The following is a 15,812-nucleotide window of genomic DNA, read 5'->3' as shown; positions in this document are numbered from 1 at the left end:
TAAACCATTAAGGAATTAAGAAAAGTTAAGCTTTAGCTTTGTGGTCGTATTAAGCATCTTCTTTTAAAAATTTATATGACTTATATGTTAGAAAAATAATTGTTTCGGCTTTTAAATTAGTAAGGAATTAAGAAAAGTTAAGGTTTAGCTTTACGATTGTATTAAGCATCTTCTTTAAAAAAACTTATATGACTTATATGTTTCATAAAATAAAATATACTATAAAACGCCTTGTATGCAAAAAATAAAAACTGCCTTACTCTCTTACGGGATGTCTGGCAAAATGTTTCACACGCCTTTTTTAAATTTTCATCCAGGTTTTGAACTATTAGGTTCGTGGGAACGCAGTAAAAAGCTAATCCAAATTGATTTTCCAGAGATGAAAAGCTATGCTTCTATTGATGAATTATTAACTGATGAAGTAGATTTAGTCATTGTAAATACACCCGTCGAGACGCATTACGAATACGCTAAAAAAGTTTTATTGTCTGGAAAACATGCCGTTGTAGAAAAAGCATTTACGACAACGGTGGAACAAGCTCAGGAATTGGCAACTATTGCCAAAGAAAAAAAAGTGAAACTATCTGTTTTTCAAAACCGTCGTTGGGATAGTGATTTTAAAACCGTACAAAAAATTATTTCAGAGGAGGTTTTGGGCGATATTGTGGAAGCCGAATTCCATTTTGATCGCTACAATCCGCTTTTGAGTCCAAAGCAACATAAGGAAACCCTTAATTCAGGTGCCGGAATTCTAAAGGATTTAGGACCTCATTTAATCGATCAGGTTTTGTGTTTATTTGGGCTACCACAATCGGTTTTTGCTGATATCCGAATTACGAGAACACATTCTTTAGTCGATGATTGTATTGATATTCTATTGTATTATGCAAGTTTTCGAGTGCGAATAAAAGCAGGGTTTTTTGTGCGCGAAGCCAATCCAGCCTATATCATTCACGGAAAAAAAGGTTCGTTTTTAAAAGCTCGTGGCGATGTTCAGGAGGACGAATTAAAATTGGGAAAAAAACCAAATTTAGATACTTGGGGAACCGAATCCATTACCAAACAAGGACTGTTACACACAGAAATAAATGGTGAAATTGTAAAAAAACACATCCCAACTCTTCAAGGGAATTATTATGATTATTTTGATGGTGTTTTTAATTCGATTACAAATGATATTGAAGAGCCAGTTACCGCAACTGATGGTATACACGTTATGAAAATCATTGAAGCAGCTATAGAAAGTAATGCGCAACAAAAAGTAGTTTTGCTTTAAACATTCCTGTTATTTTGTGTGGAGTTGATAAGAATTCATGTAAAATTATTTGACGATTAGTTGGTTTACAAAATAGTTTTGTTTCGATATACCTCATATTAAGGATGCTATTTATTAGCATTGCTTTTTTTAAATTATGCTTTCAGTAGTTCTACTTTATATCACTTCTTTTAAATTTTAGGAAAAAGCGTGGTTGTTGAAATCGCACGCATTTTTCAGATACTTTATGGGTTAAGAATTTGTAATAAAATCGATTACATGAAAAAAAGTAGTCGAAAAATATTTTATATACTTATTTTTAATACATTTATTCTTATAATTCTTTCTAGTAAAACAATAATTAGACGCTAAAATAGAAATACCACATTTTTCAGCACGATTGTATTTAAGATTTATACCACTTTTCCAAAATTCACATTTAGTTATTTTTAAGTTGTTGTCCCAAGTGGGAAAACTAGTTCTATGCTTTTTGTTCAACCGTTAAATTAATTTAAACGGTTGAATGACTGGCTAGAAATTCTAAAAATCAAATGGGTATTGCTTGTAATATTAGAGCAATCCCAGTATCATTATAATGTGAATCTATGAATAAATTATGGGTTGTTTTTTTCTTTTTAGTTCAAATAGGTTCTGTTGTCGCGCAAAATAAGACCGGTTTTTTTGGTAAGGTTGTCGATTCTAAAACTCAAAACCCATTAAGTTTTGTGGTGGTTAGTGTCCAGAATTCGGCACTGATGCAACTTACAAACGAAGATGGTACTTTTAGTTTTGAAAACGTTCCAGCAGGAAATATTTTAATACTCATACACAGCCAAGGATTCAAAGACGGCTTGTATCCCGTAGCAATCACCGCTGGCAACATGCTGGATTTAGGCACGATAACGCTAGAGGAAGACCAATCTATAGAACAACAAAGTAGCATTATAACGCTCATGGAAAGCGATTTTAGTGATGAAAATAACAGTTCTGAAAACACTTCGGGATTGTTGCAATCTTCTCGAGATGCTTTTTTGCAAGCTGCAGCTTTCAATTGGGGACAGGCTCGTTTTAGAGTTCGGGGTTTAGATAGCGAGCATGCTACCATGATGATTAATGGAGTGGTGATGAACAAAATCTATGATGGGCGTCCGCAATGGGGCGAGTGGGGCGGATTGAATGATGCGCTGCGCAATCAGGAATTCACACTAGGAACTGCGCCTTCGGATAATACATTTGGAGGTATTTTAGGAACGCAGGAAATCAACACAAGAGCGTCTATTTATAGACCTGGCACCCGAATTTCATTTTCAGGTACCAATACCAATTACAGTTGGCGTACTATGGCCACACATGCCTCTGGAATAAATAGTAGTGGCTTAGCTTATGTGGTTTCAGCAGGAAAACGCTGGGCACAAGAAGGCTATTTTGAAGGGACAAATTATGATGCCAATTCCTTTTTTATAAGTGTCGAAAAAAGATTAAGCGATCAGCATTCGTTAAATCTAACCGCTCTATATACCCCCAATTCTAGAGCTAAAAACTCTCCAAATACCGCCGAAGTAACGCAACTGACTAACGTGAGATACAACAGCTATTGGGGTTTTCAAGACGGTAAAAAGAGAAATTCCCGTGTAAAAACCATTGAAGAACCTACGATTATGCTCAATCATTATTTTAAAATCAATGATAATGTCAATTTGAATTCAAGCGTGATGTATCAATTTGGTAAAGTTGCGAATAGCAATATTGATTATCAAAATGCAAATAGTCCAGATCCTACGTATTATCGAAAAATGCCTAGTTTTTACAGCTCACTTTATGCGCCAGATAATGGAGAATTTTCGGGAGCATTTACCCCAGATTTTGAAAATGCAGCGAAAAGTAAAGAAGCCTTTTTAGCCAATCCACAAATAGATTGGACTGCGATTTATCAAGCCAATCAAAATCCAATTTTTGATAGCAATGGAACAATTACGGGCTATGAACCTGCAAGAAGTAAGTATATGTTGTACGAAGATCAGGTTGAAGATCAAACAGCAGTTGCGACAACCAATTTGAATGCAGTACTCTCGGAGCATATCGTTCTCAATGCAGGAGCATCTTTTAAAAAGTTACAATCACATAATTTTCAACAGCTTGTAGACTTGCTTGGTGGTTCTTATTTTGATGATATTGATGCCTTTTACAGCGGAAATCAATCGCAGTCAGATTTGAATAATCCAGATCGGCAAGTAGTGGTTGGTGATACCTATGGATACAATTATAATTTGTTTGCAACTACTTTAGAGGCATTTACGCAGTTCAAATTCACATATAATAAAGTAGATTTTTATTTGGCTCAAAATTTCTCTAGTAGTATGTATCAAAGAGAAGGCTTGTACAAAAACGGACTTTATCCGACCAACTCTTTTGGGAAAAGTGAGCAAGTAACCTTTGAAAACTTTGGCTTCAAAGCCGGATTGCAGTTAAAGATTTCGGGTAAACAGTTAGTGACTTTCAATGCGGCACATTTGACAAAAGCGCCATCCCTTCGGAATACTTTTACTAATTCACGCTTAAACAATTCTATTGTCAACGACCTAGAAAGCGAAAGCCTAAACAGTATAGATGCCAGCTACATTTTTCGATCCCCAAAACTGAAAGCCCGACTTACAGCCTATTATGCATTGCTAAAAAATGCTACTCAAATTTCTTTTTTTTATGCCGAAGGGATTTTTGATGATGGCGCAGGCTATTTAAGCACAGATGCTTTTGTGAGTCAAACGTTGACACAATTGAACAAAAAGAATATCGGAGGAGAATTGAGTTTAGAATATCAATTAAGTCAAACTTTTAAAACTACTTTTTCGGCAGCTTTTGGTGAATATACCTACGACAGTAATCCAAAAGTGACGTTAACCAATGATGCTCAGGCTTCAGTTAACAATACCAATCCGGTTTTTGATTTTGGTAAAGCTTCACTCAAAAATTACAAGCAAGCAGGAATGCCACAACGCGCTTATTCAGTAGGGTTAGAGTACCGCGACCCCAAGTATTGGTGGGTTAGTGCCAATGTGAATTACATTACCAATAGTTACCTTGATATTGCTCTAATTTCCAGAACTGAAATTTTCTATAAAAATCCAGCAAACGGTTTCAATTTTCCAGAAGCGACTGAAGAACGGGCTGCCGAACTGCTAAAACAAGAAAAATTTGATCCAATATCGCTAGTCAATCTCGTGGGTGGAAAATCATGGAAAATCTACGGAAAGAATGTTGGGATATTTGCCAGTATCAATAATGTGCTAAACCGTACCTATAAAACGGGCGGGTACGAACAAGCGCGAAATGCAAATTTTAGACAAATTGACCAAGACGTTTCTAGTGGAACTCCTTCTTTTGGACCAAAATATTTTTACGGATATGGCCGAACGTATTTCGTGAATCTCAACATCAATCTTTAAAAATAAAATCTATGAAATCAGTTTTTCACAAAGCCTTATTGTTTTTGTTGCTTATATTTTGTTTCGAAAGTTGCGTGACGGATGAGGTTGCTGCGCCAAAACTCATTTGTACGCAACCGGATTTGACACCAAATAAAAAGGTTAGCGATGTGTATGCGGTTACAAATGCACTTGTATCACAATATAAGTATGATGATGTGATTGAGGCCTATGTTGTTTCTAGCGATGAAGCCGGAAATTTTTTCAAATCGATCTCCTTTCAAACTTTGGCGACAGCCACAACACCTGCAACCGGATTTAGTGTTCCCGTAGATGCTAGCAATCTTTACGTCGAATTTAGAGTGGGCAATAAAGTCTATGTCAAATTGAAAGATTTGTATACAGATCTTTATTTTGGGGGTATGCGTATTGGCGGTTTATTTGTAACCGCAGGAAATCAAGGCGCGGTGGGTCGACTCTCGCAAAACGATTACAAAAAAATATTGAACGCCTCGTGTACCCTTGTAAAAGAAGAAGAGTTGGTTCGGTCTTTGAAGCTATCAGAATTATTGAATGATTCGAATTTAAATACCTTAGTAGAATTATCAGAGGTGCAGTTTGTAGAAGAAGCAATAGGGCGCCATTATTTTGAGGAAGCCAATAATGTAGGCGGTGCTACAAACTGGAATTTAGTAGATAAGTCAGGAAATCAAGTCTACTTGAGAACCAGTAGTTTTGCAGATTTTGCCACAAAGATTGTTCCTAAGGGTAGCGGAAAAGTACGGGGTATTTTAACCAAATTTGGAACGGATTACCAACTCTTACCACGTTCAGAAAAAGATGTGATGCTTACTGGAGAAAGAGCTGTTCCTTTTTTCTCCCAAGATTTTAAAACTGTTGTAGACCGATCGAATGTAAGTTTGCCTGGTTGGGCAAATATCATTCAAAACGGTTCTATTGCATGGCGTGGCGGATTTTCGGCGGGGAACGGATATGCTGAATTTTATTTTTCGGGAACCCGAGTACTTTCTAATGCGGCTTGGTTGATTTCTCCAAAAATTGATATGGATGTACACACCAAGGAAATGTTGACTTTTAGAACGGCGCAGCATCATTTAGATGTCGATTCGCCATTGAATGCCCTCGAGGTTTATGTTTCTACCAATTTTGATGGTGTCAACGTTACTGGGGCAACTTGGACGCGGTTGGATGTGAAATTACCCAATCAAGGGACACCTTGGTATCAGTTTGTAGGCAGCGGAACGGTTGATTTATCAGCCTATACTGGAAAAATTAACGTTGCTTTTAAATATGTTGGTTCAGGTCGAAACCTAGCTCTTGATGGATCATTTCTAGTGGATGATGTGCAAGTTTTTGGAGTCAAATAATTTTTATTATGGCAATAATCGAAATCACTATATTTGTCATTATTTTAAAATTGAAATCATGAAATACGCCTTACTTTCCATTGTTTTTACTTTTTTTATCTCTTGTTCAAAAGAGAAAGAAGCAGATTATGTTGCCCAAAATGAAGAAGAAATTGCTGCTTATGTAGCCAAAAATAAATTGAATGCTCAACGTAGTGATTCGGGTTTGTACTATGTTATCAATGAAGCAGGTACGGGAAAACAACCTACCGCAACTTCAAATGTAACTGTAGCGTACAAAGGATATTTCACTAACGGAAGCGTTTTTGATCAAAGCAATGCCGACGGAATTTCATTTGGTTTGCAGCAAGTGATCCGCGGTTGGACCGAAGGAATTCCTTATTTTAAAGAAGGCGGAAGCGGTATTCTTTTAATTCCTGCTCATTTGGGTTATGGCAATAGTGATTACAGTGGTATTCCTGGTGGTTCTGTACTTATTTTTGAAGTAAAATTGATCAAAGTAAATTAACTTCATTCTAAAGGCACTACTAAGTCTAAACGAAAATATGTAAAGCAGGAGTTGTCAATCGTAAAGACAACTCCTGCTTTTTTTAGTAGCCTATTTTGCTGCAGTAAGGCATCGTTCGAAAGTTACAGCGTATAATTTGAATTAAAAATTTAGTTTCGTACTTTGCCAATCCCAAATTCATACCAAACCCAAATGAAAACCTACCTTATTATTTTATTTATGTTAGCTTGTCCTTGTTTAATGCAGAGCCAAGCTTCAGAAAACATCGTTAAGCTCAAGCAAATTAATATTGTAAAAACTAATTTTCGCAATCTCAAAAGCGGAGAAATTGTTAACAAAACCATCTTCTTTAAGGACGGAAAACTACAATCCATTAAAACCTCAGATGTTATTCAGAGTTTTTTTTACAATACCAAAGAACTTTTAGACATGACCGTCAAAGAAAGAGTTGGCAGCAACTGGAAAGAAGTGATCAATTATGGGTACAATAAAGACGAGCAATTGACCAAGTTGATCAAGCAATACGAGGAGAATGGGGAGCAAGTGACAAAAACGGTCACGATTACGTATGAAGGACCTCGAGTAAAAGTGATTACCAAAAAAAGCAACAGCCCGCAATCTCAAATGGAAGATATTGAATATGTGATTGAAAATGGATTGATCAACAGACGTTTGACCCGAGATCGGAACCAGCAGATTGTGAATAAAATAGAGTACGTGTATTTCAAAGAAAATATTGTCCGCCATAAAGGACTTATTGGAGACAAATCCATGAAGAATTATACGTTTGACGACAAAAATTCGGTCAACGCATTAATGGTACAAAATATTTTTGGAGCCAATTATAAAGTGATTGTTCCCTTAGTTTCTTTTCATGAAGAAGAATTTGATTTAGGATCAATCGGCGTGAATAATGAACTGGTTTTCTCTTCGACTGCTGTAAACGCTATTGGTAAAACTCGAAAATACAAGTACAATGCTGCAAACTATCCTGTTTCCTGTTCGCTTGTTGAAGAAAACGGAATCGTAAAAACAGAATTCAGTTATGTGTATGAGTAAATTATAGCAAAATTTATTTTTATAATTGTAAAAAGGCAGTCTAGATTAGACTGCCTTTTTGATTTATTACTTTTTTATTTCAACTATACTGATGGCATAGCCGCCTCCAGCTGCCGAAAGTTGACTAATTTTCGATTTGTTAGTCACAGCTATTTTTCGAATTGAGTAGGCTTGTGGGTTGGTTTTGTAATGCGCTTCTTTTGCATCAGCATAAATCGTAGCCATGTATTTTTTTCCATTGTCTAAGAAATCAAATGAGATGGTAGCGTTACGTGGCGTTTCACCATTCACGTTACCTACGAACCAGTTGTTCGTTCCTTTTGCTTTTCGGGCAACCGTAATATAATCTCCGGGTTCTGCTTCTAGATATTTACTATCAGACCAATCTACAGCTACGTCTTTTATGAATTGAAAAGCATCAGGAAACTGATTGTAATGTTCTATTAAATCGGCTGCCATTTGCAACGGAGAATACATGGTTACGTATAGCGCCAATTGATTTGCCAAGGTGCTGTTGACATGAGAGTTGTTGTTAGGACTGAATTTTTTGATATCCATTTCAAAAATTCCTGGAGTGTAATCCATAGGTCCGCCAATCAATCTTGTAAATGGCAAAAGAGTAACGTGGTTTGGTTTTGAACCACCAAAAGCCTGAAATTCAGTTCCTCTTGCCGCTTCGTTCCCGATCATGTTTGGGTACGTTCTACAAATCCCAGTAGGACGAACGGCTTCGTGAGCGTTGATCATAATTTTATAATCGGCTGCTTTTTCGACAACATATTGGTAATGATTGATGATCGATTGGCTGTAATGGTGTTCGCCAATAGGTAAAATGGGTCCAACGTAACCACTTTTTACCGCTTCATAACCATTGTCGTTCATGAATTGAAATGCTTTGTCTAAGTGACGTTCGTAGTTTCTAGTAGAACCAGAAGTTTCATGGTGCATGATCATTTTTACACCTTTAGATTTAGCATAGTCATGAATTCCTTTCACATCAAAATCAGGATAAGGCGTCACAAAATCAAAAACATAGTCTTTGGCATGACCAAACCAATCTTCCCAACCTTGATTCCAGCCTTCTACTAGTACACCGTCAAAGCCATGTTGTGCTGCAAAATCGATATATTCTTTTACGTGAGCGGTATTGGCAGCATGTGTGCCGTTTGGTTTCGCTTTAGAATAATCAGTAATTCCAAGTTGTACTGCTGGAAAATCGTTGGTATAAGACCAGGAGCTTTTTCCAGTGATCATTTCCCACCAAACACCAACGTATTTTACGGGTTTTATCCAAGAGGTATCTTCAATTTTACAAGGCTCGTTGAGGTTTAAAGTCATTTTAGAACTTAAAATTTCTCTAGCATCATCACTCACAATAATGGTTCTCCATGGCGATTGAGAAGGCGTTTGCATGTAGCCTTTATCGCCTACTGCATCTGGAGTTAAATGCGATTCGAAAATCATGTTTTTATCATCTAAATCCAAGTTCATAAGCGAATAGTTGATTAAAGCCGCTTCATGTAGGTTGATGTAGATGCCATCATTCGATTTCATCATCAAAGAAGTTTGCACACCAGTATCTGAAAACCAAGTTTGGGAGGCATTTTCGGTTCTAGCTTTAGAAGACAAACCTCTAATTTCAGATAATTTAGATGTGGTATAATCGTATTCTTGTGTGTCATAATCTCCCGAAATCCAATATGCTTTGTGATCGCCCGTCATTGCAAACTGGGTTTTTTCCTCTTTAATGATAAAATAGACTAGGTTTTTTTGCGAAGGAAACTCATAACGGAAACCCAATCCATCGTCAAATAAACGAAACCGAAGCACCAGTTGTCTATCGGTCCCTGTTTGATTTAAAGTCACTGCAAGTTCATTATAATGATTGCGAATCGAAGCTACTTCTCCCCAAACAGGTGTCCAGTTTTCATCAAAACTTGTTGTTTTTGTATCTAAAACAGTAAAATCATTTAGCAGTGATTTTTTGTCATTTTTCAACTCTAGACCTAATCTACTAGGTTTTACCACTGCTTTACTTTTATAATTCAAGCTGTACGTGGGCGTGCCATCATTTTGTAATGCAAATTCCATTACAAAATTTCCGTTTGGTGATTGTAACCGTTGAGCGTTGGTGGCGTTGAAAATCGTAAGCCACAGGAGCGCAGCGAAAAGAAATTGCTTCATTTTTTTTAGGTATAAATTAATAATTAGTCTAATAGTGGTTTAATCGTATTGTAATAAAAATGTTTTTTACGAAATCGATTTATTGAAAAACTCAAAAGTATTCCAGATTTCGATAAGGTAAAAGTAAACGCTTTATACGTTGCCTATTTTTATCATTTTAAAAAAGTAGATTTTTTTTTCGATTTAGAATATGCAATATATTGAATAATAACATATTGTGTATATTCATCGAGCAAAAAAAGTGGTAGATAAATAATAAAAAAGAGGCGTTATAAGGTGTTTTAACCGCCAAGACCTCGTTGTAAAACAGATTTTTTCTATTTCAAATGGGTTCCAATACGCATTACTGAAGCTTCAAAATCTTCTCTTGGACCCGCAGCTTTATTTTTGAGTTGCGAACGGTAATTGTAAATTGTAGATACCGAATACCGAAGAAAAGTCGAAATTTTTGCGCTGTCTTTTATGCCCAAACGAATGAGTGCAAAAATTCGTAGTTCCGTATTCAGTAGTTCCCCCTCCTTCAATTGTATGGCTTCGTCATCAATTAATAAAGCGCTGAACTCGGGTATGAAAGTAGGAAAGAGTTGCAGGAACGTCTTGTCGAAATTTGTGAGAAATGCTGCGAGTTCATTTTCGACAAATTGTTTTGATTTTACAGCAGCAATCAGGTCATTCATTTTTCCTGTTGTTGCCATTACATTCAATTTTCGGCGGTATTCGTCTAATTTACCAATGTAATCGGAACATTGATCCATGTAGCGACCAATGTATATTTCTTTCAAAAGATTAGCTTCTGTTAGTGTATAATTGGTTTCATTCAGCTTTTCATTGAACGTGTTTAATTCGGAGTTCAAGCCTGAAAGTTTGCTGTTAGCCAAACTTAAATCCTGCTTTGCTTTAGATACTTTTTTCATTTGCTTAAAAAGTAAAAAAAGCACCACCAACAAGAACACAGATAATATACTGGCACTTATTAAAAACAGAACCAACTGAAATCGATTGGTTTCATTTTGTTTTTGATACGCCTCGTTAATAATGGGCAACATCTTCGATATTTCGTAGGTTCGTAAGCGCGCATTACAAAAAAGGGCGTCTTCAAGCGAGCGTTTTATGTATTTGTAAGCGCGGTCAATATCTCCGTTTTCATACATTAGAAAGGCCAAAGAACGCAACGAAATATATTCTTTTTTGGCTAATTGTAAATCGGAAATAGCCGAAATAATCAGCCATTTTTTCTCCTGCTCAGCCTCTTTTTTTTGGCGAAAGCCCTGCGAAATCATGTAGGCAATAACTGCTCGGTCCTCACTGTTATGTGCAATAGTTGGGAAATAGTTCAGTAATAAAGCTACTGTTTCATTGTGCTTTCCTGCTTGTAGAAGGGTACTGGACTTTGCCATAATGTACGCACTTGATTGTGGTTTGTAATACCTTAAGGACGAATCTCGGTACTTCTGAGTCAGGTCAACATACTTCTTTTTTTCTTGGGGCGAAGCTGCATAATCAGACATGTAGCCATAAACGTAGCTTTCTACCGTAAAATAATAGCCTATCAATTCTGGTGAAGTAGCGATGTTGATTCGATTAAGAATATCGGTTGCTTCCTTGTACATTCCTAATGTTCCCATTATGGAAGCCAAATTTAATCGGGAGTGATTGATCTTATGAATATCATTAAGTTTTTCAGCAATTTGAAAACTCTTTCGAGCGTAAACCATCGCTGAATCGGACTGGTATGATTTATACTCGGCATACAATTTTTCGTAAATATCATAGCGTTGCGAAGCAGAAGAAGAGTAGGAGAGCAGTTCTTTGAGTTGGTTTATTTCGCCCTCTTTTGTATGAGAATAAAGAGCATAATTAGCCACAGATTGATCCAATTCTTCCAACAATTCCTCAAAATTATTTTGTGCAAAAAGAACAACAGGAAACAAGAATGCAATAAGTAGTATCAAAAAGCGATTCATTCAAAATGGGATTAAGTAGGTGTAAAAATAATTAAAAATCTAGAAGAACCTTAAAAGTATGGGTTGCCATTGCAAGAGTTTTTAAAACAATCTTTAATTTGCTAGTTTCTTTCGGGGCTTTTTTGGTCGAATATTTCGTCTGAACGGAATACTATCATTATTCACGGCTTCCTATTTTTTTATAAACGTACAATTAGATAAGTATCTGACAAATCATTAAATTTGTAGCTTATTCAAAGACATGTTAGAAAAACAAGTATTAAATTTCGAAAAAACAGCTATTGTAGGTATCGTAACCCAAAATCAAAGTGAACAAAAACTAAACGAATATCTTGATGAATTAGAGTTTTTGACCTTTACCGCAGGAGGCCAAGTGGTGAAACGCTTTTCGCAAAAAATGGAACGACCTAATCCTAAAACTTTTGTAGGAACTGGAAAAATTGAAGAGATTCACCTTTTTGTCAAAGAAAACGAAATATCAACCTTGGTATTTGATGATGAATTGTCGCCATCCCAGCAAAAAAATATATCTAAAATCATAACCGAATGTAAAATTCTGGACAGGACGCACTTGATCCTCGATATTTTTGCGCAACGTGCCGAAACTTCCTATGCGAGAACACAGGTCGAACTGGCGCAGTGCATTTATATGTTGCCTCGATTGTCCGGATTGTGGACGCACTTAGAACGCCAAAAAGGAGGAATCGGTATGCGCGGACCAGGGGAAACCGAGATCGAAACAGACCGACGTATAGTTCGAGACCGAATCGCTTTATTGAAAGATAAAATCAAAGCAATCGACAAACAAATGGGAACGCAGCGCGGCAATCGTGGCGCAATGGTTCGTGTGGCTCTGGTAGGATATACTAATGTGGGGAAATCGACATTGATGAATGCTGTGGGTAAAAGTGATGTTTTTGTCGAAAACAAACTTTTTGCAACGCTAGACACTACGGTTCGAAAAGTAGTCATCAAAAACTTGCCCTTCTTGCTTTCGGATACCGTAGGATTTATCAGGAAACTGCCAACGCAACTAGTCGATTCATTCAAAAGTACACTCGATGAGGTTCGCGAAGCCGATTTGCTTTTGCACGTGGTAGATATTTCGCACCCAGAATTTGAAGATCATATCGCCTCGGTAAACCAAACTTTATTAGACATCAAGGCCAATGACAAACCGGTAATCATGGTGTTTAATAAAATCGATGCCTACCAGCATTTGACGATTGATGAAGACGATTTAATGACCGAAAAAACGCCAAGACATTACACGCTAGAAGAGTGGAAAGCGACTTGGATGAGCCGAGTGGGCGAAGAAAATGCATTGTTTATTTCGGCTACGCACAAAGAAAATTTCGAAGAGTTTCGAGAACGCGTGTACGAAGCCGTGAGGCAAATTCACATCACCCGTTTCCCCTACAACAAATTCTTGTATCCGGATTACAAAGACGCGGTAGAGAAAGAAGAAAAAGACGAAGAAGAAAACGAATAATGTTCTTTTACCCATAAAATATAGCATCCCTTTTGACATTTCAAGAGGGATTTTTTTTGGGCATGTCCCAGCTTCCTCTGTGTTACAGCTGCGTCAGGCTGTTCGTTTAATCTTTTATTTCGCTTCGCTACAAAAAAGGATTTCCACTGCCATCCTTCATGCGGGGCTTGGTGGTGTATTGGCTAGTATGAGTTTATAGACTATTTGTAAGAAAAAATTAATATATTTGAGACAAATAAAACTGACACTTGCTAGACAAAGTATCCCAATTTTGTGGTGATAGGTCTGATTTTGTCAGCCGTATATAAAAGTTACAAGCAAGCTATTCAGAAATTAAACAGAAAAAAGTAGGTAATGGAAAAAATGATTAATGATTTTAGTATTAGTTTGTTTTTATGGCAGACATTCATTTTTGTATTGTTAATTGTGGCAGTATATTTTGTTGTCAAGTTGTATAAGAAAGCTATGCGACATTTGGATAATAAGTCCAAAACAACCGAATAGAGAATGTCCGAATCCGCCAAGAAGTTGGTGTTAGCCAAAAATTCTTTGGCGCAATCTGAAAAAAATTGACAAAAACCGAATAAGCATTAACACGACCAAACAAAGCGATGCCCGAATCGTACAAATCAATTTCTCAACAAAACGAAGTTTCGGTAAATGTGCAACAGAAAGGGTCCAAAACAGAATAAATGGAAGTAAAAATATAACCTCCAAATGGAATAAAAAGCCAGCTTATAACAGCAATTTTCAGCAAGCTGGAATTTAGTGGAATTATCGTTTCGCATCAAGTTTTCGTTAAGCCGAAAATTGTGCGGTTACGAAACTCCAGCCATTTCAAAGCAGCGGGACGTCAAACTGTCTAATAACCTCCTTTTCCCCTGTTAGATAATTTGTACAAAAAACCGTTCAAATAATTTGCATAACTCGTTGGTTTTATGTATATTTAAGAATGAAATTCATCAACGGAACTAACAGAAACCAACTCCCGCTTTTTGCCTCATCGATTGATGATGCCATTGCGCAAGACAACGAAATCAGACTTATTGACCTTTTTGTAGACAGTCTTAAACTCGCTGATTTTGGATTCATTTTCGATTTTGTCGAGAACGGAAGACCCGCTTATCATCCTTCGGATTTGCTCAAACTCTTTATTTACGGTTATCTCAATCGCATGCGTTCCTCCAGAACTTTGGAGAAAGAATGCAATCGCAACATTGAACTTATGTGGCTTTTGAAAGGTTTGGTTCCAGACCACAACACCATTGCTAATTTCCGAAAAGACAATTCTAAAGCCATTGCTCGTATTTTTCGGGCCACTGTAAAACTAGCCACGCACTTTGAACTCATTGGTGGTGCTTTGGTCGCTGGTGACAGCACCAAACTTAGAGCCCAAAACTCCAAGAAAAACAATTTTAATCCAAACAAAATAGAGCGTCACATTGCTTACATTGATGCTAGACTCGATGAATATAACGCAACTTTAGCCAAAGAAGACGGCGATGTTCACGAAAAACAAAGTATTGCAAAGAAGATAAAAAAACACAGTATACAAAAACAAAAATACATTGGGTATCAAAATACAATTGATACTACTGGCGTTACTCAAATCTCGACATCGGATCCAGATAGCCGTCAAATAATGACTCGAAACAACATCTCGGAAGTGGCCTACACAGTACAAACTACCGTAGATGCACTGCACAACATTCCCATAGATTTTAAGGTGACCAATGAAAACGATTCTAAAGCTATGGGCGGCATGTTACGCCGAGCCAAAACTATTTTAAGCCACAATAATTTTACCGCCATTTATGACAAAGGCTATCACATTGGGAGCGAATTTGATTGCGCTAATAGTCTTAGAATTGATGTGTTGGTGGCCATTCCTGGCGTTTCTGCACACGCGCCTGATTTGGCTTTTGATGTAGAACATTTTAGATACAATAAAGAAACAGATACTTATACGTGTCCTGCTAATGAAACCCTTACGACCAATGGGAATTGGTACGCCAAAAAAAACGGTAAGTCAATAAGTCAGATGAAGCATTATAAAACTAGTGCGTGTTTGAGTTGTAAACTCTTTAAAAAATGCACTAAAAATGCCAAAGGCAGACTCATTGAACGCTCCCAATACGCCGATTTGATTTATCAAAATAAAGAAAGAATCCAAAATAATTATGAAATCTACCGCAGACGCCAAGCCATTGTAGAGCATCCATATGGCGTTATCAAAAGGCAATGGGACTTTTATTATATTATGACCAAGAAAACCATAAAACGCGCCGCAGCGGATGTTAGATTGATTTTTACCGCCTACAACCTGCGCCGAATCTTCAACCTGATTGATCACAACCTACTCAAACAGTATCTAAGAATACTGCTGTTATATTTTGGCACTATAAGAGCAATATTTAACCCTTTTTACGGACTGTTTTATTTTAATAATCATAAAGCGAGTTTTAATAGAACGAAGTTTAAATGTAGTTTAAATAACATATATTTACTCCATGAGTAACAAAATAAAGTTTGTTTGAAGG

General features: G+C 36.8%; 9 protein-coding genes. 7 read left to right on the top strand and 2 right to left on the bottom strand.

The window, feature by feature from the left end; all coding sequences use genetic code 11:
* Positions 1-235 precede the first annotated feature (235 nt).
* The 5 genes from AC061C_RS12600 (at position 236) to AC061C_RS12580 (ending at position 7,632) form a co-directional block, all read left to right on the top strand.
* Complete coding sequence (locus tag AC061C_RS12600) at positions 236-1,276, top strand: Gfo/Idh/MocA family oxidoreductase (protein ID WP_478291457.1); 1,041 nt, start codon at positions 236-238, stop codon at positions 1,274-1,276.
* Positions 1,277-1,860: 584 nt separating this feature from the next.
* The gene (locus AC061C_RS12595) at positions 1,861-4,698 is read left to right on the top strand and encodes a carboxypeptidase-like regulatory domain-containing protein (RefSeq protein ID WP_478291456.1); all 2,838 of its coding nucleotides are present in this window, start codon (positions 1,861-1,863) and stop codon (positions 4,696-4,698) included.
* An 11-nt stretch (positions 4,699-4,709) separates the two neighbouring features.
* Positions 4,710-6,065, top strand: coding sequence for a DUF5689 domain-containing protein (locus AC061C_RS12590; protein WP_478291455.1), 1,356 nt, complete (start codon positions 4,710-4,712; stop codon positions 6,063-6,065).
* Between the two features lie 58 nt (positions 6,066-6,123).
* Positions 6,124-6,573, top strand: coding sequence for an FKBP-type peptidyl-prolyl cis-trans isomerase (locus tag AC061C_RS12585; RefSeq protein WP_478291454.1), 450 nt, complete (start codon positions 6,124-6,126; stop codon positions 6,571-6,573).
* Between the two features lie 192 nt (positions 6,574-6,765).
* On the top strand, positions 6,766-7,632 hold the full coding sequence (locus tag AC061C_RS12580; protein ID WP_478291453.1) for a hypothetical protein: 867 nt from the start codon (positions 6,766-6,768) through the stop codon (positions 7,630-7,632).
* A 66-nt stretch (positions 7,633-7,698) separates the two neighbouring features.
* Here the strand turns inward: AC061C_RS12580 and AC061C_RS12575 are convergent, their stop codons facing one another.
* Complete coding sequence (locus AC061C_RS12575) at positions 7,699-9,816, bottom strand: glycoside hydrolase family 97 protein (protein WP_478291452.1); 2,118 nt, start codon at positions 9,814-9,816, stop codon at positions 7,699-7,701.
* Between the two features lie 317 nt (positions 9,817-10,133).
* Complete coding sequence (gene susR, locus AC061C_RS12570; RefSeq protein WP_478291451.1) at positions 10,134-11,780, bottom strand: SusR family glycan utilization regulator; 1,647 nt, start codon at positions 11,778-11,780, stop codon at positions 10,134-10,136.
* A gap of 241 nt (positions 11,781-12,021) precedes the next feature.
* On the opposite strand from susR, the gene hflX reads away from it, so the two are divergent.
* Both hflX and AC061C_RS12560 read left to right on the top strand, forming a co-directional pair.
* The gene (hflX, locus tag AC061C_RS12565; RefSeq protein ID WP_417975980.1) at positions 12,022-13,272 is read left to right on the top strand and encodes a GTPase HflX; all 1,251 of its coding nucleotides are present in this window, start codon (positions 12,022-12,024) and stop codon (positions 13,270-13,272) included.
* 952 nt (positions 13,273-14,224) lie between these two features.
* Positions 14,225-15,790: an IS1182 family transposase gene (locus AC061C_RS12560; RefSeq protein WP_478291450.1), complete on the top strand. Its 1,566-nt coding sequence runs from the start codon at positions 14,225-14,227 to the stop codon at positions 15,788-15,790.
* Positions 15,791-15,812 lie beyond the last annotated feature (22 nt).

This window comes from Flavobacterium sp. GNP010 (genome assembly GCF_056428945.1).
Note: the sequence above shows the minus strand (reverse complement) of the source record. Positions and strands in the feature narration are given on the sequence as shown.